Annotated in this window: 16 protein-coding genes and 1 pseudogene; 7 read left to right on the forward strand and 10 right to left on the reverse strand. The window is 63.6% G+C overall.

The genetic code is table 11. The features are described from left to right. Positions 1 to 87: 87 nt before the first annotated feature. From PSOLE_RS11975 to PSOLE_RS11995, 5 genes are all read right to left on the reverse strand, one after another. Positions 88 to 2,016, reverse strand: coding sequence for an acetyl/propionyl/methylcrotonyl-CoA carboxylase subunit alpha (locus PSOLE_RS11975; protein ID WP_074855989.1), 1,929 nt, complete (start codon positions 2,014 to 2,016; stop codon positions 88 to 90). Between the two features lies 1 nt (position 2,017). Continuing rightward, positions 2,018 to 2,812: a gamma-carboxygeranoyl-CoA hydratase gene (locus tag PSOLE_RS11980; RefSeq protein WP_074855992.1), complete on the reverse strand. Its 795-nt coding sequence runs from the start codon at positions 2,810 to 2,812 to the stop codon at positions 2,018 to 2,020. Between the two features lie 86 nt (positions 2,813 to 2,898). Next, positions 2,899 to 4,506, reverse strand: a complete 1,608-nt coding sequence (locus PSOLE_RS11985) for a carboxyl transferase domain-containing protein (protein WP_074855994.1) — start codon at positions 4,504 to 4,506, stop codon at positions 2,899 to 2,901. Positions 4,507 to 4,609: 103 nt separating this feature from the next. Beyond that, positions 4,610 to 5,773 (reverse strand): isovaleryl-CoA dehydrogenase, encoded by a 1,164-nt coding sequence (locus PSOLE_RS11990; protein WP_074855996.1) that lies wholly within the window; start codon positions 5,771 to 5,773, stop codon positions 4,610 to 4,612. Between the two features lie 35 nt (positions 5,774 to 5,808). Further along, positions 5,809 to 6,189 (reverse strand): MerR family transcriptional regulator, encoded by a 381-nt coding sequence (locus PSOLE_RS11995; RefSeq protein WP_017676704.1) that lies wholly within the window; start codon positions 6,187 to 6,189, stop codon positions 5,809 to 5,811. A gap of 87 nt (positions 6,190 to 6,276) precedes the next feature. Between PSOLE_RS11995 and PSOLE_RS12000 the strand changes: the two genes are divergently transcribed. Together PSOLE_RS12000 and PSOLE_RS12005 are read left to right on the forward strand one after the other, a co-directional pair. Continuing rightward, a complete protein-coding gene (locus PSOLE_RS12000; protein WP_003461350.1) occupies positions 6,277 to 6,978 on the forward strand; it encodes an SDR family NAD(P)-dependent oxidoreductase in 702 nt (233 codons plus the stop codon). 182 nt (positions 6,979 to 7,160) lie between these two features. Then, complete coding sequence (locus PSOLE_RS12005; protein WP_003461351.1) at positions 7,161 to 7,853, forward strand: thiolase family protein; 693 nt, start codon at positions 7,161 to 7,163, stop codon at positions 7,851 to 7,853. Here the strand turns inward: PSOLE_RS12005 and PSOLE_RS12010 are convergent. Together PSOLE_RS12010 and PSOLE_RS12015 are read right to left on the reverse strand one after the other, a co-directional pair. Next, a pseudogene (locus PSOLE_RS12010) lies at positions 7,757 to 8,456 on the reverse strand (IS5 family transposase); the annotation flags it as partial. The gene PSOLE_RS12005 and the pseudogene PSOLE_RS12010 sit on opposite strands and share 97 nt — an antisense overlap. A gap of 119 nt (positions 8,457 to 8,575) precedes the next feature. Beyond that, a complete protein-coding gene (locus PSOLE_RS12015) occupies positions 8,576 to 8,986 on the reverse strand; it encodes an acyl-CoA thioesterase (RefSeq protein ID WP_003461354.1) in 411 nt (136 codons plus the stop codon). 104 nt (positions 8,987 to 9,090) lie between these two features. Here PSOLE_RS12015 and PSOLE_RS12020 point away from each other — a divergent pair, with 104 nt between their 5' ends. After that, positions 9,091 to 9,795, forward strand: coding sequence for an MlaA family lipoprotein (locus PSOLE_RS12020; RefSeq protein ID WP_003461355.1), 705 nt, complete (start codon positions 9,091 to 9,093; stop codon positions 9,793 to 9,795). Positions 9,796 to 9,852: 57 nt separating this feature from the next. Here PSOLE_RS12020 and PSOLE_RS12025 read toward each other — a convergent pair whose 3' ends face one another. Next, positions 9,853 to 10,152: a PilZ domain-containing protein gene (locus tag PSOLE_RS12025; protein WP_003461356.1), complete on the reverse strand. Its 300-nt coding sequence runs from the start codon at positions 10,150 to 10,152 to the stop codon at positions 9,853 to 9,855. Positions 10,153 to 10,368: 216 nt separating this feature from the next. Between PSOLE_RS12025 and rssB the strand changes: the two genes are divergently transcribed. Then, on the forward strand, positions 10,369 to 11,553 hold the full coding sequence (rssB, locus tag PSOLE_RS12030; RefSeq protein ID WP_003461357.1) for a two-component system response regulator RssB: 1,185 nt from the start codon (positions 10,369 to 10,371) through the stop codon (positions 11,551 to 11,553). Positions 11,554 to 11,561: 8 nt separating this feature from the next. Then, positions 11,562 to 12,044: an anti-sigma factor antagonist RssC gene (gene rssC, locus PSOLE_RS12035; RefSeq protein ID WP_026088796.1), complete on the forward strand. Its 483-nt coding sequence runs from the start codon at positions 11,562 to 11,564 to the stop codon at positions 12,042 to 12,044. Positions 12,045 to 12,175: 131 nt separating this feature from the next. Here rssC and tal read toward each other — a convergent pair whose 3' ends face one another. Beyond that, positions 12,176 to 13,102 (reverse strand): transaldolase, encoded by a 927-nt coding sequence (tal, locus tag PSOLE_RS12040; protein ID WP_003461359.1) that lies wholly within the window; start codon positions 13,100 to 13,102, stop codon positions 12,176 to 12,178. Positions 13,103 to 13,297: 195 nt separating this feature from the next. On the opposite strand from tal, the gene PSOLE_RS12045 reads away from it, so the two are divergent. Next, positions 13,298 to 13,582, forward strand: coding sequence for a hypothetical protein (locus PSOLE_RS12045; protein WP_003461360.1), 285 nt, complete (start codon positions 13,298 to 13,300; stop codon positions 13,580 to 13,582). A 10-nt stretch (positions 13,583 to 13,592) separates the two neighbouring features. Here PSOLE_RS12045 and dusA read toward each other — a convergent pair whose 3' ends face one another. Continuing rightward, positions 13,593 to 14,585 (reverse strand): tRNA dihydrouridine(20/20a) synthase DusA, encoded by a 993-nt coding sequence (gene dusA, locus PSOLE_RS12050; protein WP_074856068.1) that lies wholly within the window; start codon positions 14,583 to 14,585, stop codon positions 13,593 to 13,595. Positions 14,586 to 14,770: 185 nt separating this feature from the next. Here dusA and pqqF point away from each other — a divergent pair, with 185 nt between their 5' ends. Then, positions 14,771 to 17,152, forward strand: coding sequence for a pyrroloquinoline quinone biosynthesis protein PqqF (gene pqqF, locus PSOLE_RS12055; protein WP_074855998.1), 2,382 nt, complete (start codon positions 14,771 to 14,773; stop codon positions 17,150 to 17,152). Positions 17,153 to 17,446: the final 294 nt, after the last annotated feature.

Consider the following 17,446-nt stretch of genomic DNA (forward strand, 5'->3'; position numbering starts at 1 on the left):
GTAACCCGCCAACACGATCTGGCGGGTTGCACCCGCCCTACGCAGAGCTGAGTCGGTTGGCCGAAACGGATTGGCGCCTGGCCCGCCCTAGGGTTCGAGCTCCACCAGCACTGCACCTTCGCTGACCATTTCCCCTTCGCGGCAGTACAGCGCCTTGACCGTCCCGGCTTGCGGCGCGCGGATGCTGTGCTCCATCTTCATCGCCTCCAGTACCACCAGGGCTGCGCCAGCCTCGACCGTCTGGCCGGGTTCGACCAGTACACGGACAATGCTGCCGTTCATGGGCGCGCTCAAGCCACCATGCTGGGCGTGGCTGGCTTCAACGGCCGCGATGGGGTCGAAGCGGGTGATCGCGTGCAGTTCACCGCGCCATTGCAGGTAGAGGGTTTCGCCACGGCGAATGGCGCGTAGACGCTGGCGTGTGCCGTCGATCTCCGCCAGCAGCTCTTCGCCCTGCAAGCACGCCCGGTTGTTCGCGCGCACCTTGCGGCTCTCGCCCTGACTGCTCAGGTGCAGCTCGATTTCCGTCACGCCACCGGCGCGCCAGCCACTGCGGGTCGCCCAGGGCGAATGCGGGTCGTCGTCGCGCTCTAGCGGCGCCTCGCTCTGTACCCAGGCATCGGCTGCCAGTTGCCAGAAGGCCTCCGGCAACTCGCTCGGTGCAGGCAGCAACTGCTGCTGATGGCGCGGGATAAAGCCCGTATCCAGCTCGCACGCGGCGAAAGCCGGATGGGCGAGGATGCGGCGCAGGAACGCCAGGTTGGTCTTCACACCGCCGACCAGGGTGTCGCCGAGCATGGCGAGCAGGCGCAGGCGCGCCTGCTCGCGCTTCTCGCCCCAGGCGATCAGCTTGCCCAGCATGGGATCGTAGAAGGGCGAGACGCTGTCGCCCTCGGCCACGCCGCTGTCGATACGGCGCCCATCGCCACTGGCAGCTTCGCGGTACAGCGCCAGGGTGCCGGTAGCGGGGAGAAAATCGTGATCCGGGTCTTCGGCGTACAGCCGTACCTCGATGGCGTGGCCGTTCAGCGGCATCTGCGCTTGGCTGATGGGTAGTGGCTCGCCACGAGCAACGCGAATCTGCCAGGCCACCAGGTCGAGGCCGGTGATGGCTTCGGTGACCGGGTGCTCGACCTGCAGGCGGGTGTTCATCTCCATGAAGAAGAAGTCGCCGCGCTCATCCAGCAGAAATTCCACCGTGCCGGCGCCGACGTAGCCGATGGCCTGCGCCGCCTTGACCGCCGCCTCGCCCATGGCGCGGCGCAGTTCGGCGGACAGGCCGGGGGCGGGCGCTTCCTCCACCACCTTCTGGTGGCGGCGCTGGATCGAGCAGTCCCGCTCGTTGAGGTACAGGCAGTTGCCGTGCTGGTCGGCGAACACCTGAATCTCCACATGGCGCGGCTTGAGTACGTATTTTTCCACCAGCATGCGCGAGTCGCCGAAGGCTGACTGCGCTTCGCGCTGCGCGGATTCCAGCGTCTCGGCGAACTGCACCTCTGACTCGGCGACCTTCATGCCTTTGCCACCGCCGCCGGCAGCGGCCTTGAATAGCACCGGGTAGCCGATGCGTTTGGCGGCCTCGCGGAAGGTATCAAGATCCTGCTTTTCACCGTGGTAGCCGGGCACCAGCGGCACGCCGGCAGCCTCCATCAGCGACTTGGCCGCCGACTTGCTGCCCATGGCTTCGATAGCAGAGGCGGGTGGGCCGAGGAAAATCAATCCGACCTGTTCGATGGCGCGGGCGAAGCCGGCGTTCTCCGAGAGAAAACCGTAGCCGGGGTGAATGGCCTGCGCGCCGCTGGCCTTGGCGGCAGCGATGATCTTGTCGATCAGCAGGTAGCTTTCGCCAGGCTTGGCGCCGCCGAGATTCACCGCCATGTCGGCTTCGCGCACATGCCGTGCATTGGCATCGATGGCGCTGTGCACGGCGACGGTACGAATGCCCATGGCCTTGGCCGTACGCATCACACGGCAGGCGATCTCGCCACGGTTGGCGACCAGCAGGGTGTCGATCATGTCATTGCTCCTGCCAGGTGGGTTGGCGTTTTTCCAGGAACGCACGCAGGCCTTCCTGACCCTCGGCGCTGACGCGCAGGCGGGCGATGGCGTTCTCGGTGTAGCGGCGCAGGGCTGGGGTCAGGTCGCCGCTGCCGACTTCGCGCAGCAGATCCTTGCTGGCGCGCATGGCTTGCGGGCTGTTTTGCAGCAGGTTGGCGACCCAGGCTTCGACCTGAGCGTCCAGCTCATCGGCCGGGAAGCATTCGGCGAGCAGGCCCAGTTCGCGGGCACGCTTGCCGTCGAAACGCTCGGCGGTGAGCGCGTAGCGCTTGGCGGCGCGCTCGCCAATGGCCTGCACGACGAAGGGGCTGATCACCGCCGGGGCCAGGCCGATGCGCACCTCGGACAGCGAGAACAGGGCGTCCTCGGCACCGATGGCCATGTCACAGCAACTGGCCAGACCCACTGCACCACCGAAGGCGGCGCCTTGCACCACGGCCAGGGTCGGGATCTTCAGGCCGTGCAGGTTGTACATCAGCTCGGCCAGTTCGCGGGCATCGCCCAGGTTGGCGTTGTAGTCCAGGCCGGCGGCCTGTTGCATCCAGGCCAGGTCGGCGCCGGCGCAGAAGTGCTTGCCACGGCCACGCAGCAGGAGAAAACGCAGGCTTTTGTCTTCACCGACGGCATCGAGGGCGAGGATCAGCTCGCGGATCATCTCGGCGTTGAAGGCGTTGTTCTTCTCCGGGCGATTCAGCCACAGGGTGGCGAAGCCGCGTGGGTCTTTTTCAAGCTCGATGGTGGTGAATTCGGTCATGTCTGTCGCTCTCAGAACTCTGGTGTAGGAGCCGGCTTGCCGGCGATGCTTTTGATCGCCCGCAAGCGGGCTCCTACAGACTGGTGTTACATCCGGAACACACCGAAACGGGTCGGCTCGATGGGCGCGTTGAGGCTGGCCGACAGCGCCAGGGCCAGCAGCTCGCGGGTCTGCGCCGGATCGATCACGCCGTCGTCCCACAGCCGGGCGCTGGAATAGAAGGCGTGCGCCTGCTGCTCGTACTGCTCGACGATGGGCTGCTTCAAACGCTGCTCGTCTTCGTCGGAGTAGGGCTGGCCAGCACGCTGCGCCTGTTCGCGCTTGACCTGCACCAGCACGCCTGCGGCCTGCTGCGCGCCCATCACACCGATCCGCGCGTTGGGCCACATCCACAAAAAGCGTGGGTCGTAGGCACGGCCGCACATGCCGTAGTTACCGGCGCCGAAGCTGCCGCCAATGATCACGGTGAATTTCGGCACCTGGGCGCAGGCCACGGCGGTGACCAGCTTGGCGCCATGTTTCGCAATTCCCCCGGCTTCATATTTTTGCCCGACCATAAAGCCGGTGATGTTCTGCAGGAACAGCAGCGGAATGCCACGTTGGCAGGCCAGTTCGACGAAGTGCGCGCCTTTCTGCGCAGCCTCGGCAAAGAGGATGCCGTTGTTCGCCAGGATCGCCACCGGATAGCCGTTGATGCGGGCGAAGCCGCACACCAGGGTGGTGCCGAACAGCGCCTTGAACTCATCCAGCTGCGAGTCGTCGACGATACGCGCGATCACCTCGCGTACATCGAAGGGCTGCTTGGCGTCGGCCGGGATCACCCCGTACAGCTCCTCGGCGGCATAGCGCGGGGGGATGGGCGCGCGGCTGTCGAGTTGGCCGAGCTTGCGCCAGTTCAAATTGCTGATGCTGCGTCGGGCCAGGGCCAGGGCGTGTTCGTCGTCCTCTGCATAGTGGTCGGCCACGCCGCTGGTCTTGCAGTGCACATCGGCACCGCCCAGTTCCTCAGCGCTGACTTCTTCACCCGTGGCGGCCTTCACCAGCGGCGGGCCGGCGAGGAAGATGGTCGCCTGTTTGCGCACCATGATGGTCTCGTCGCTCATGGCCGGCACGTAGGCGCCACCGGCGGTGCAGGAGCCCATCACCACGGCGATCTGCGCAATGCCCAGCGCGCTCATATTGGCCTGGTTGAAGAAGATCCGCCCGAAGTGTTCGCGATCCGGGAACACCTCGTCCTGGCGCGGCAGGTTGGCGCCGCCGGAGTCCACCAGGTAGATGCACGGCAGGCGGTTTTCGCGGGCGATGGCCTGGGCGCGCAGGTGCTTCTTCACCGTCAGCGGGTAGTAGCTGCCGCCTTTAACCGTGGCGTCGTTGGCCACGATCATGCATTCGACACCTTCGACACGACCGATACCGGCGATCACCCCTGCGGCGGGCACGTCTTCGCCGTAGACCTCATGGGCGGCGAGCTGGCCGATCTCGAGGAAGGGCGAGCCGGGATCGAGCAGGCGGTTGATGCGTTCGCGCGGCAGCAATTTACCGCGCGAGGTGTGGCGCTCCTGCGCCTTGGCGCCGCCGCCTTCATGGACGCGGGCGAGCAGGGCGCGCAGTTCGTTCACCTGGGCGAGCATGGCCGCCTGATTGTTGGCGAACTCGGGGGAGCGGGTGTTGATCTGGGTATGCAGGATGGGCATGGATGCCTCTTCGCTTGGCTCCCTCTCCCTCCGGGAGAGGGGTGGGGTGAGGGGAAAGCCCCTCATCCGCCCTTCGGGCACCTTCTCCCAGCGGGAGAAGGGATCACTTGGTCTCGTTGAACAGCTCACGGCCGATCAGCATACGACGGATCTCGCTGGTGCCGGCGCCGATCTCGTAGAGCTTGGCGTCGCGCAGTAGGCGGCCGGCCGGGTATTCATTGGTGTAGCCGTTGCCGCCCAGCAGCTGGATGGTATCCAGGGCCATCTTGGTGGCCATCTCGGCGGTATAGAGGATCACCGCGGCGGCGTCCTTGCGCGATTCCTCGCCGCGGTCGCAGGCCTTGGCCACGTTGTACAGGTAGGACTTGGAGGCATTCATGCCGGCGTACATGTCGGCCAGCTTGCCCTGCACCAGCTGAAATTCTCCGATGGACTGCTTGAACTGCTGACGCTCGTGCACGTAGGGCAGCACCACGTCCATGCAGGCGCTCATGATCCCGGTCGGACCGCCGGAGAGCACGGTGCGCTCGTAGTCCAGGCCGCTCATCAGCACGCGTACGCCACCGCCCTCGCTGCCTAAGATGTTCTCTTCCGGCACTTCGCAGTCTTCGAACACCAGCTCGCAGGTGTTGGAGCCGCGCATGCCCAGCTTGTCCAGCTTCTGGTGGCGGGAGAAACCCTTGAAGTCGCGCTCGACGATGAAGGCAGTCATGCCACGCGAGCCGGCGTTGATGTCGGTCTTGGCGTAGATCACGTAGGTGTGGGCGTCCGGGCCATTGGTAATCCACATCTTGTTGCCGTTGAGCACGTAGCGGTCGCCGCGTTTTTCGGCGCGCAGCTTCATCGACACCACGTCGGAGCCGGCGTTGGGCTCGCTCATGGCCAGGGCGCCGATATGCTCGCCGGAGCACAGTTTGGGCAAGTACTTCTGCTTCTGCGCCTCGCTGCCGTTCTTGTGAATCTGGTTGACGCACAGGTTCGAATGCGCGCCGTAGGACAGGCCAACCGAGGCCGAGGCGCGGCTGATCTCTTCCATGGCCAGCACATGCGCCAGGTAGCCCATGTTGGTGCCGCCATACTCTTCCTTGACCGTCATGCCGAGCAGGCCCATGTCGCCGAACTTGCGCCACATGTCCATGGGGAATTCGTTGTCACGGTCGATCTGCGCGGCACGTGGCGCCAGCTCGTTCTGGGCGAACTGATGGACCGAGTCGCGCAGCATGTCGAGGGTTTCGCCGAGGCCGAAATTGAGGGTGGGGTAGCTCATGGGGTCACCTGCTGTTGTTCTTGTCGTGGAGGTGATTACGCGGTCGTTTCGGCCAAGGCAGCGAGACAGCGCTCCTCGGCGGTATCCAGTTCCAGCTGCATCTGCTGGATATCCAGTAACTGTTGCTCAAGCTGCAGACGGCGCTCGGCGATCTTGCCCATGAAGGTCTCCAGCTGTTTACGGCTGCCGGTTTCCGGGTCGTAGAGCTCGATCAGCTCGCGGCATTCAGCCAGTGAGAAGCCGATGCGCTTGCCGCGCAGGATGAGTTTCAGCGTCACCTTGTCCTTGGCGCTGTAAACGCGCTCCTGACCGCGCCGCTCCGGCGCGAGCATGCCTTGCTCCTCGTAGAAGCGGATGGCGCGGGTGGTGATGTCGAGCTCGCGGGCCAGATCGGAGATGGAGTAAGTGGTTGCCATGGTCATTGCTCGTTTACCTTTACGTTAACGTAAGCCTGTGCAAATCTGCCTGTCAATCTCACTCCACAACAATCACAGAGGTTGAGCATGCGTATCGACGAATCCGTATTCCTGATCTGCGGCGGCGCCTCTGGTCTTGGCCTGGCAACAGCCCGTGAGCTGGTCGGATGCGGTGGCAAGGTGGTGCTGCTGGATATCAACGTAGAAGCGGGCCAGCAGGCCCTCGTCGAGCTGGGCGGCAACGCCCGTTTCGTATGTGCCGATATCACCCGCGAAGAGGATGGCCAGGCCGCCGTGGCACAGGCGTTGGCGGCGTTCGGCGCACATGGCCTGGACAGTTTCCGCCGTACCGTCGAGATCAATCTGATCGGCAGCTTCAACCTGTTGCGCCTGGCAGCCGAGGCCATGGCGCAGAACACGCCGAACGCAGGCGGCGAGCGTGGGGTCATCATCAATACCGCCTCGGTGGCGGCGTTTGACGGGCAGATGGGCCAAGTCGCTTACGCTGCGTCCAAGGGCGGCGTCGCGGCACTGACGCTGCCGGCGGCGCGTGATCTGGCGCGCTCGGGCATCCGTGTGATGTGCATTGCCCCCGGCGTGTTCGAGACGCCGATGATGGCCGGTATGCCGCAGGAGGTGCGTGATTCGATGGCGGCCAACGTGCCGTTCCCGCCGCGACTGGGTCGGCCCGACGAATACGCCGCGCTGGTGCGGCATATCGTCGAGAACCCGATGCTCAACGGTGAAGCGATCCGTCTCGATGGCGCGCTGCGCATGGCGGCTAAGTAACCAGAATGCTTTTGGGGCGGTCGTGGCCTTTGTAGGAGCGGCTTCAGCCGCGAAAGTCATGGCATCTCGATTCGCGGCTGAAGCCGCTCCTACGCTCAGAGAGGGGGCCAGGATTTCATTCGGGGCGCCCCAGCAGAAATTTCCCGGAGTGCATCCGGGGTACGCAATTGAAGGTGAAACTCATGAATCAGCAACTCGATCCCATTGTCATCGTCAGCGCCGCCCGCACCCCATGGGTGGTTTTCTCGGCGACAGACCCTAGGCGCCGCCGAACTGGGCGCCGCCGCCATCCGCTCGACCCGGAGCGCGCCGGGCTTGCGGCCGAGGCGGTGGACACGGTGCTGATGGGCTGCGTGTTGCAGGCCGGCCAGGGCCAGGCACCGGCGCGCCAGGCGGCGTTGGGCGCAGGGTTGAGCCAGGCGGTGCAGTGCACCACGCTGAACAAGATGTGTGGCTCCGGCATGCAGGCGCTGATGCTCGGCCATGACCAGTTGCTGGCCGGTAGCAGCGAAGTGCTGGTGGCCGGCGGCATGGAGAGCATGTCCAACGCGCCGTATCTGCTGACGCGTGCCCGTGGTGGTTATCGCATGGGCCATGGTCAGGTGCCCGACCACATGTTCCTCGACGGCCTGGAGGACGCCTTCGAGCGCGGCCGGCTGATGGGCACCTTCGCCGAGGATTGTGCGCAGCAGTATCGCTTCAGTCGTGAGGAGCAGGACGCCTATGCCCTGGAGTCGCTGCACCGCGCCCAGCAGGCGATAACGGAAGGCCGCTTCGCCAGTGCGGCTTCACGTTCGCTACGGCCGCCGGCCAAACTGACATGGGCACTGCGCACCAGGCCGCTGCGATGCTCCATCAGCACATGCCCCATGTAGCTCAGCTGCGCGCCGGTGTTGTGGCTCTTGCGGTATAGCCGGGCATCCGGATCGCTGGTCGAGGCGTGGGTGTCGTTGCTGCGTTTCTGCCCTTTGAAGTCCGGCTGGGCATTGCGCGGCCCGGGCTCCTGGTCATCCGGAGAGTCGTCCTTGGGGCGGAAGCTCTTCTGTGAGGCCCACGCCTGCAGCAGGGTGCCGTCGACCGAGAAGTGCTCATCCGACATCAGTCCCTGCTTCTCGGCCAGGCGCACCACTTCGCTCAGAAACTCGGCGGCCACGGTGAGCATTGAGGCGGTCACGGTTCTTCGAGAACACCGAGTGATCCCACACCGGGTCGTCAATGGCCAGGCCGACGAACCAGCGAAAAAGCAGGTTGTAGCCCAGTTGCTCCATGAGCATGCGCTCGCTGCGCAGCGAGTAGAGCAGCTGCAGCAATTGCGCCCGCATCAGCTTCTCCGGGGCAATCGAGGTGCGGCCGGTGTCGGCATATAAGGTGTCGAACAGGGCACTCATCCGTTGCAGAGCGGTGTTGGCCAGCTTGCGGATAGCGCGCAGGGGATGATTCACCGGCACGAAGTCATCGAGCTTGGCGACAGTGAACAGGGACTACTGGGTGATATCGGCTCCACGCATGGAAATCGAGGGCTCCGGCAGATTGGAGCCAATATCGTAAACCACACGCCGCAAAACCAGACAGGGCGTGGGCGAATTTCAACAAGCTGCTAGGTGACGTTGAACAGGCCGCGTACATGCTTCGGCAGGGCCACCGACCTGCCGCTTTCATGATCGATCCACACCAGCTTGCAGTAACCCTCACCATAGACCGTGAGCGGGTCTTCGGCGGTGGTCAGCCGGTGTGCGATCACCAGGCTGCTGCGTCCCACCACGCCTGCCCGCAGTTCCACCACCACGGTGGCGGGGTGGATCACCGGTTTCAGGTAGGTGTGCTGGGTCTGCAGTACCACCGGACCGAATGGCACGTTGCTCAAGGCTACGCCGGCCAGCTCGAACCAGGCGACACGAGCCTCTTCCAGGTACTGCATGTAGATGATGTTGTTGACGTGCCCGTAGCTGTCCATGTCGCCCCAGCGTACGGGGATGTGTGCTGTATGCAGCAAGGTTTCGTCGGTCATCGCTTTTCTTCGCTATGCTGCCCAATCAGGGCTCAAGGCTTTATACTACGCGGCATTCGGCCCGCTGGCGGTGGCCACATTATTATCCTCAAGGAGAGATTTAAATGCATGTGATCGGTGCTCGCTGGATCGCGCGCCTGGGTGGCCTGATGGCCCTCGTTGGCCTGAGCCTGCTGCCTGCGATGAGTCAGGCAGCTTCGGAAGAAGATCCTTGGGAAAGTTTCAATCGCCCCATCTTCCGCTTCAACGATACCGTCGACACCTATGCGCTGAAGCCGATCGCCCAGGGTTACCGGGCTGTCACGCCGCAGTTTCTCGAAGATGGCGTGCACAACGTCTTCGGCAATATCGGCGACGTTGGCAACCTGGCCAACAACCTGCTGCAGGGCAAGTTGCACAACGCCGGCGTCGATACCGGTCGCCTGATCTTCAACACCACCTTCGGTGTGCTGGGCTTCTTCGACGTGGCCAAGCACATGGGCCTGCAGAAGAGCAACGAAGATTTCGGTCAGACCCTGGGTGTCTGGGGTTTGGAAAGCGGCCCGTATCTGGTCATCCCGTTTCTTGGCCCAAGCACCGTGCGCGACGCTGCCGGGCGTGTACCGGATAGCTTCCTGACCCCCTATCCGTACATCGACCATGTGCCGACCCGCAACGTCACTCGTGGCGTACAGGTGGTCGACACCCGTGCCAATCTGCTGCAGGCCGAGCGACTGGTCAGCGGCGACAAGTACATCTTCATCCGCAACGCCTACCTGCAGAGCCGTGAGTTCAAGGTGAAAGATGGGCAGGTTGAAGACGACTTCTAAGTCCTGATAGATGCAAAAAAGGCGGCTCTAGATCCGCCTTTTTCGTAAATGCAGATTTCAGCTCATGGATATGATTGCCAAGCCCAGCGATTGACGACCGTCGCCCAGATCGCTGATCCGAACCACTTCGGCCTGGGCGTCGAGGCCGGCGAGCTCGCTGTGCTCTGAAGGGATGTGGACCTTGACCTTGTCGCCCATGCTCAGGGCCGCTTCAGCCTCGATTTGTATGCCGGTACTGGAAAGATCCAGGCACAGTGCAGGGATTTCCCGGCCAGCGTGATGGAGGACGACTGCAGCTTCCAGTCGCATGCGGATGTAGTCGCGTTTCTCGCTGTACGCTCGATCATTCTGACTCATGGACCCTGTCCTCGTCTTCTTATGAGCTCTCCCGCGGCTCTTATAACCCTCGTCGATTTGACCTGTAAAGCCGCCGAACGACGACCGGTTCCGGCTTGAATCGGCCGGCAGATGGGAGTACCGTCTGCCCCTTGAAATCGCCCTGGCGCCATAGATGCGGCGCCGCGCCATGGGCAGTGACCAAAATTGCCCTGGCGCAGTTTGCCTGGATACCCCATGCACAAAACCAGTGCCACTCTGCTGATCATCGACGACGACGATGTCGTACGTGCAAGCCTCGCGGCCTACCTCGAGGACAGCGGCTTCAAGGTGTTGCAGGCCAACAACGGTTTGCAGGGGCTGGAAGTGTTCCAGCAGGAAGGCCCCGACCTGATGATCTGCGACCTGCGCATGCCGCAGGTCGACGGTCTTGAACTGATTCGACGTATCAACGCGCTGGGTGTCGAGGTACCGGTGATCGTCGTTTCCGGTGCCGGCGTGATGAACGATGCCGTCGAAGCCCTGCGTCTCGGCGCTGCCGACTACCTGATCAAACCTCTCGAAGACCTGGCGGTGCTGGAGCACTCGGTGCGTCGCGCGCTGGATCGTGCGCGTCTGCGCGTCGAGAACCAGCTCTATCGCGAGAAGCTGGAGGCGACCAATCGTGAGCTCCAGGCCAGCCTGCATCTATTGCAGGAGGACCAGAACGCCGGCCGTCAGGTACAGATGAACATGCTGCCAGTGACGCCCTGGCAGGCCGATGGCCTGAACTTCGCGCACCTGATCATTCCGTCGCTGTACCTGTCCGGTGACTTCGTCGATTACTTCCGTATCGACGAGCGCCGCATCGCGTTCTACCTGGCCGATGTCTCCGGCCATGGGGCGTCCTCGGCATTCGTCACCGTGCTGCTCAAGTTCATGACCACGCGCCTGCTCTACGAGTGGCGGCGTGGCGGTACGCTGCCGCAGTTCAAGCCCTCGGATGTGCTCGGTCACATCAACCGCGGCCTGATCAACTGTAAGCTGGGCAAACACGTGACCATGCTCGGCGGCGTGATCGACGAGGAGAGCGGCATGCTCACCTACAGCATCGGCGGGCATCTACCATTGCCGGTGCTGTTCGAGAATGGTCAGGCGCGTTACCTGGAAGGCCGCGGTCTGCCGGTCGGCCTTTTCGAAGAAGCCGAATACGGCGATCTGGTGATGCAGTTGCCTGAGTCTTTCAGCCTGACCCTGCTCTCCGACGGCATTCTCGACCTGTTGCCCGGCGACACGCTGAAAGAGAAGGAATTGGCGCTGCCACAACTGGTTAGCCAGGCTGGCGGTACGCTGGGCGGTTTGCGTCAAGTTCTCGGTCTGGCCAATCTGGGCGAGATGCCGGATGATATCGCCTTGCTGGTGTTGAGCAGGAACCTTGCATGAATCCTGGGATAAGCCCCGGTCGCATCCAATTCGCCGAGCAGGATGGAACCTTCGTCCTGAAGTTTGTCGGTGAAGTCCGTCTGACGCTGTGTTCAGCTCTGGATGCCACGATTGAAAAGATTTTCACCGCGTTGAATTTTTCGGCCATCGTCATCGACTTGACTGAAACGCGCAGTATCGACAGCACGACTCTCGGTTTGCTGGCGAAATTGTCCATTCTGTCGCGGCAGAAGGTGGGCCTGTTGCCGACCGTTGTCACCACTCACGACGACATCACCCGTTTGCTGGAGTCCATGGGTTTCGATCAGGTGTTCAACATCGTCGATCGGCCGATTCCCTGCCCGGATTGTCTGGATGATCTGCCTTCGCAGGATCAGTCCGAAGAGGTGGTGAAGGCCAAGGTGCTGGAAGCGCACCGCATTCTGATGGGGCTCAACGACTCCAACCGCGAGGCCTTTCACGATTTGGTCAGCGCGCTCGAGCGGCACTGATCGATTGTTTTCCGTAGGGTGCGCTGCGCGCACCGATATCTGCCGAGAAAGTCGTTGGTGCGCACAACGCGCTCTACTTTCTAACTCGCGATGAAAAGGGGCGTCAGCCAAGCTGACGCCCCCTTTGTCATTCAGGCCTTGGCGGCCAGCAGGGCTTCGAGTTTCTCCTGATCGCGGGCGAACAGGCGGATGCCTTCGGCCAGTTTCTCGGTGGCCATGGCGTCTTCGTTCAGCGCCCAGCGGAAGCCGCCTTCATCGAGGCTCTGGCGAGGTTCGCCGTTAGCACCCAGGGCGAGCTGGCGACTCAGTTGGCCATCGTCCTCAGCCAGTTTCTGCAGCAGGTCGGGGCTGATGGTCAGGCGGTCGCAACCAGCCAACGCTTCGATCTGACCAAGATTGCGGAAGCTTGCCCCCATCACCACGGTGTCGTAGCCGTTTGCCTTGTAGTAGTCGTAGATGCGCGTGACCGATTGCACGCCAGGATCATCGTTGCCTACGAAATCACGGCCCTCGGCCTTCTTGTACCAATCGTAGATGCGCCCCACGAACGGCGAGATGAGGAATATGCCGGCATCGGCGCAGGCCTGTGCCTGGGCGAAGGCGAACAGCAGCGTCAGGTTGGTCTGCACGCCGGCTTTTTCCAACTGCTCGGCGGCGCGGATGCCTTCCCAGGTCGAAGCTATCTTGATCAGTACGCGATCGCGGCCAATACCCGCTTTTTCGTAAAGGCCGATCAGGCGCTCGGCGCGGCGCAGGGTCGCGTCGGTGTCGAACGACAGGCGCGCATCGACTTCGGTGGAAATGCGCCCCGGAATGACCTTGAGGATCTCCTGGCCGACGGCCACCGCGAAGTGATCGCAGGCCAATCCCAGGTCTCCCTTGCCGGCACTCACTGCCTGATTCAACAGATCGGCATAGCGGGGTAGGGCCGCCGCCTTGAGCAGCAGCGAGGGGTTGGTGGTGGCATCCACCGGTTGCAGGCGGGCGATGGCGTCGAGGTCACCGGTGTCAGCGACTACGGTAGTGAACTGCTTGAGTTGTTCCAGCTTGGAGGTCATGACGAGGCCTTGTCGTTGCAGATGGCATGACCTTACCCGAGGCGCTGCAAGCGCTCAACGGTCGGGTCACTGACAAAATTTACCTTTTCGGGCTGCGCTTTTCGCTGGCTCGTTCGTCTTTAGTAATGACGGTACGTGAGAACGTACCGAAGTCGGTGGAGTCCGACTTTAGACGAGCTGCCAAGGAGCCCGAACATGTCGACCCAAACCCTGCTTTCTCGTTCAGTTTCCGCAGGCCTGGATACGCGTCAGTGCCGTGAGTGGCTGCAGGCCGCCGGGCTGCGCCTCAGCATGCCCCGGCTCAAGGTGGTGGAGGCGCTGTGCAGCGCCAATGACGAGCAGGAAATATCCGCGCGCGCACTCCACCAGCAATTGAGTGAGGCCGGCGAACCGCTGTCGCTGGTCAGCGTGCGCCAGGTGCTGCGCAGCAGGAGGAGAATGGCCTGGTGCAGACGACGGGGCGTAGCCGCTATCGTCTGAGCGCGCCGGATCAATGACCGCGTAGCAGTTCGGCTGCCTGATCGAGCAGCGCCAGCGGGTCTTGCACCTTGTGAATGTCCACCGACAGCAACTGGCGGAAGCGCCGCGCACCTGGGAAGCCTTGAGCCAGGCCCAGCACGTGACGGCTGACGTGATGCAGGGTGCCGCCCTCGCGCAGATGCTGTTCGACGTAGGGTTTGAGTGCGAGCAGGGCGTCCATGCGGGTAATGCCCGCGTCCGCGGCGCCGAACAGGCGACTGTCCACCTGCGCCAGCAGATAGGGATTGTGATAGGCCTCGCGGCCGAGCATCACGCCGTCGAAGGTCTGCAGGTGCTGCTCGCATTCCTCAAGGGTCTTGATGCCGCCGTTGAGGATGATCTCCAGGTCGGGGAAGTCCTGCTTGAGTTGGGCAGCCACGTCGTAACGCAGCGGCGGGATCTCGCGGTTTTCCTTTGGCGACAGGCCTTCGAGGATGGCGATACGCGCATGCACGGTGAAGCTGCGGCAACCGGCATCACGCACCTGGCCGACGAAATCGCACAGCTCGGCGTAACTGTCACGGCCATTGATGCCGATGCGGTGCTTGACCGTCACCGGGATGTTCACGGCGTCCTGCATGGCCTTGACGCAGTCGGCTACCAGCGCCGGATGGCCCATCAGGCAGGCGCCGATCATGTTGTTCTGCACCCGATCGCTGGGGCAACCAACGTTCAGGTTCACTTCGTCATAGCCATGCTCTTCGGCCATCTTCGCGCAGGTCGCCAGGTCCTGCGGGTTGCTGCCGCCCAACTGCAGGGCAATCGGATGTTCGCACTCGCTGTAACGCAGGAAACGCTCGCGGTCGCCATGGATCAGCGCGCCGGTGGTGACCATCTCGGTGTAGAGCAGGGCATGACGCGACAGCTGGCGGAGAAAGAACCGGCAGTGACGGTCCGTCCAGTCCATCATCGGGGCGACGGAGAAGCGGCGGGACAGGGCGAGGCGGTTGGAATCCTGGGACATGGGGCGCTGTGACGGACTGAAAAAGGCTGCGTATTCTAACAGCAAGCCCGCGCGGGACGGGCTTTTGTTGCCGGCCATAGGAGGGCTTTTGTACCAATGTGTCGGCTTGTCTAGGCCAAAAGCAGCATTGCCGGACCGTGGTGCAAGGGGGCACGCTTGGCGGCAAGCTGCCCAGAGAACCATCGATGTCTGATCAAGCTCCCGTTACCCGGCGACTGGCCAATGGCGCCGAGCTGCGAGCGCAGCAGCAGCTTTGGGCGCAGCAGGTTGGGGTGTGCCTGCGTGTGGCCGCCGGCAGTCATGACGAGCCGCCAGCCTATCCGGGCCTGGCGCACTTTCTCGAACATCTGCTGTTTCTCGGCAGTCGCGATTACCCGGTCGATCAGGGTTTGATGGCCTTCGTCCAGCGCCATGGCGGGCTGGTCAATGCCTCGACCCAGGCGCGGCACACCGATTTCGTCTGTGAGGTGCCGTCCGAGCTGCTGCAGCCGGCGCTGACGCGTCTGCTGGATATGCTTGGCCAGCCGTTGCTGGCGCTCGACGCGCAGCTGCGCGAGCGCGAGGTGTTGCACGCCGAATATCAGGCGCGCAGCCAGGATGCCGACAGTCGCATCGATCATGCTCTGGGTCAGGCGCTCGCCGCCGGGCATCGCTGCAGCGCGTTCCTGGCCGGTGATCGCAGCACGCTGGCTGTGGAGTCGGCGGAATTTCAGCGAGCGCTGCGTGATCATCATCAGCACCACTACCAGGCTCGGCATATGAGGCTGACTCTGGTCGGGCCACAACCGGCCGAGCAGTTGCTGGATATTGCCGAGGCGCTGCTTGGAGCGTTACCCGCAGGCGAGGGCGACGCCTGTTCCGCTCCGCCGCTGGACCTGCTGCCGCTGCGAGCGCCGTGCCTGCGCCTGCAGCACAGTCGCTCAGGTGTGCACTTGGGCGTTGCCGTGCAGCTCGACACCCATCACCTGAATGCGTCGTTGGATCTGGTGCTGGATGCTTTGCAGGACCCTGCGCCCGGCGGCTTGCTCGACGGCTTGCGTGAATTGCAGCTGTGCCGGCAGTTGCAGGCGCGGGTGCTGTATCAGGACGGAGGGCAGTGTCTGCTGCGCCTGGACTTTCCTGGCGCCACCGCGGAGCAGGGCGCCGCGTTGCGCGATGCCGTGCAGAGTTGGGCCGAGCAGTTGCAGGGCGATGCAGATTGGTCATTGCGGCTGTTGCACCAACAGCAGGCAGCAGCGCTCAGGTTGCTTGGGCTAAGCCCGTTGGCGGCGGCCAGGGAGCTACAGTCGCCTGCTCAGGACGATAGCCACACCTTGCGCGATCTGAATGCCTTGCTGGTTTGTCTGGCTCGTGGTGAGGGGCTGATCGAACTGCAGTGCGGCGAGCAGGCGCAGCCGCTGTGGCCGGCAATCGGATTGGATTTGCCATTGCAGGCTTTGCCGATGCCATCACCAACTCCAATTCCGAACCACCCGTGGCGGCTGCCTGGCGATGATCTGTTACTGGCCGGCGCTGCCGTGGCATCGGCCGTTTTGCCATTGGCCGCGCTACGACATCATCCGGGGCAGGTCGAGGGCGGGCCGGCTGCGCTTTACTGGCGAGGCCCTTGTGCGGCGGCGGGCGACGCTGCGGCCATCGAAGCGGGATTGCTGGCGCGCAGCGCCGATCTGCGCTGGCGCGGTGAGCGGCTTGGCATTGCCTGCCAGCTGAGCGTACAAGTTGCTGGCTGGAGCCTTTCATTGCGCGGGCCGGCACCACTATTGCCGACCTTCAGTGCTTTGCTGCTACCGCTGCTGTTGGCCACGCGGGATGAACCAGTCGAGCCCGCTTCCCAGGGCATGTTGTTGCGGGCGCTGCTGCAGCGTTCGCCGCAACTGTGCGAGATGCCCAAGACCTCGCGGCTGGAAGGGCTGAGTGTCGGGCTCGGCGCGAGCGAACAGGCACAACTGGCCGAGCTGTGCGTAGCGGTCGAGGCGCTTGCGGATCTGCCGCCAATGCCCCGTATCGCGACCGGGATCGACTGGCAGCAGGTTGCGCAGCCGGGTACGGATGCCGCGTTGTTGCTGTTTTGTCCCTTGCCTGCCGGCGATGCCTGCACCGAGGCTGCCTGGCGTCTGCTTGGCCAGGTGCTGCAGGGGCGTTTCTATCAGCGCCTGCGTGGTGAGCTGCAACTGGGTTACGCGCTGTTCGCCGGTTTCCGTCAGGTCGAGGGCTGCCGGGGGTTGTTGTTTGCCCTGCAGTCACCGGTTTGCGGAGCGGCCGGGATCTTCGAGCATATCCGCGCTTTTCTGGACGAGCAGCGGCAGTCGCTCGCCCAGCTGGACGACGAGACTGTGTCACGTTATCGCGATGCCTTGCTGCCGGCGCTGAGTCCGGCCAAGGCCAACCTGGCGCGTGCCGAGCAGCTTTGGCAACTGCATCTGGCGGGCTTGCCCGAGGCGCATCTGCAGCGGGTGCAGCTGGCGCTGACAGCCCTGACCAAAAACGATCTGCTCCAGGCTCATGAGCAGTTGCTAAGCGCCCGCGACTGGCGCGTGCTCGCCAGCGGAGCGCCGTCGCCGGCCTAGGCTGCGTTCTCTTCAGCGCTCCTTGCGCGACTGCGCGCGAATTTCCAACGCCCTTTTTCTGCAGGAGCCCCGGTCCGGTGCAAGGCTCTGGCTTTGCGTCGTTCTTTCGATTCGCCGCGGGGCGCGGCTCCTACAGGGTGAGGCAGTGTCTGGTGCTTGTGTAGGAGCCCCGACCCGGGGCGAAGCCTTGTGCAGCTGCGCCGCTCGTTACTGGCGCATGTCTACGCCCTAGGGCTGGCCCGGTACTAATACCTTTCTCCCGCTACCGGTAGCAGGTCGGTCGCGAGCCGGCGG

The organism is Pseudomonas oleovorans subsp. oleovorans, from assembly GCF_002197815.1.
GTDB lineage: Bacteria > Pseudomonadota > Gammaproteobacteria > Pseudomonadales > Pseudomonadaceae > Aquipseudomonas > Aquipseudomonas oleovorans.

Excerpts from the sequence above, each read along its gene's own strand:
- PSOLE_RS11975 (WP_074855989.1), bottom strand. The coding sequence starts at position 2,016 with ATGATCGACACCCTGCTGGTCGCCAACCGTGGCGAGATCGCCTGCCGT.
- PSOLE_RS11980 (WP_074855992.1), bottom strand. The coding sequence starts at position 2,812 with ATGACCGAATTCACCACCATCGAGCTTGAAAAAGACCCACGCGGCTTC.
- PSOLE_RS11985 (WP_074855994.1), bottom strand. The coding sequence starts at position 4,506 with ATGCCCATCCTGCATACCCAGATCAACACCCGCTCCCCCGAGTTCGCC.
- PSOLE_RS11990 (WP_074855996.1), bottom strand. The coding sequence starts at position 5,773 with ATGAGCTACCCCACCCTCAATTTCGGCCTCGGCGAAACCCTCGACATG.
- PSOLE_RS11995 (WP_017676704.1), bottom strand. The coding sequence starts at position 6,189 with ATGGCAACCACTTACTCCATCTCCGATCTGGCCCGCGAGCTCGACATC.
- PSOLE_RS12000 (WP_003461350.1), top strand. The coding sequence starts at position 6,277 with ATGCGTATCGACGAATCCGTATTCCTGATCTGCGGCGGCGCCTCTGGT.
- PSOLE_RS12005 (WP_003461351.1), top strand. The coding sequence starts at position 7,161 with ATGAATCAGCAACTCGATCCCATTGTCATCGTCAGCGCCGCCCGCACC.
- PSOLE_RS12015 (WP_003461354.1), bottom strand. The coding sequence starts at position 8,986 with ATGACCGACGAAACCTTGCTGCATACAGCACACATCCCCGTACGCTGG.
- PSOLE_RS12020 (WP_003461355.1), top strand. The coding sequence starts at position 9,091 with ATGCATGTGATCGGTGCTCGCTGGATCGCGCGCCTGGGTGGCCTGATG.
- PSOLE_RS12025 (WP_003461356.1), bottom strand. The coding sequence starts at position 10,152 with ATGAGTCAGAATGATCGAGCGTACAGCGAGAAACGCGACTACATCCGC.
- rssB (WP_003461357.1), top strand. The coding sequence starts at position 10,369 with ATGCACAAAACCAGTGCCACTCTGCTGATCATCGACGACGACGATGTC.
- tal (WP_003461359.1), bottom strand. The coding sequence starts at position 13,102 with ATGACCTCCAAGCTGGAACAACTCAAGCAGTTCACTACCGTAGTCGCT.
- PSOLE_RS12045 (WP_003461360.1), top strand. The coding sequence starts at position 13,298 with ATGTCGACCCAAACCCTGCTTTCTCGTTCAGTTTCCGCAGGCCTGGAT.
- dusA (WP_074856068.1), bottom strand. The coding sequence starts at position 14,585 with ATGTCCCAGGATTCCAACCGCCTCGCCCTGTCCCGCCGCTTCTCCGTC.
- pqqF (WP_074855998.1), top strand. The coding sequence starts at position 14,771 with ATGTCTGATCAAGCTCCCGTTACCCGGCGACTGGCCAATGGCGCCGAG.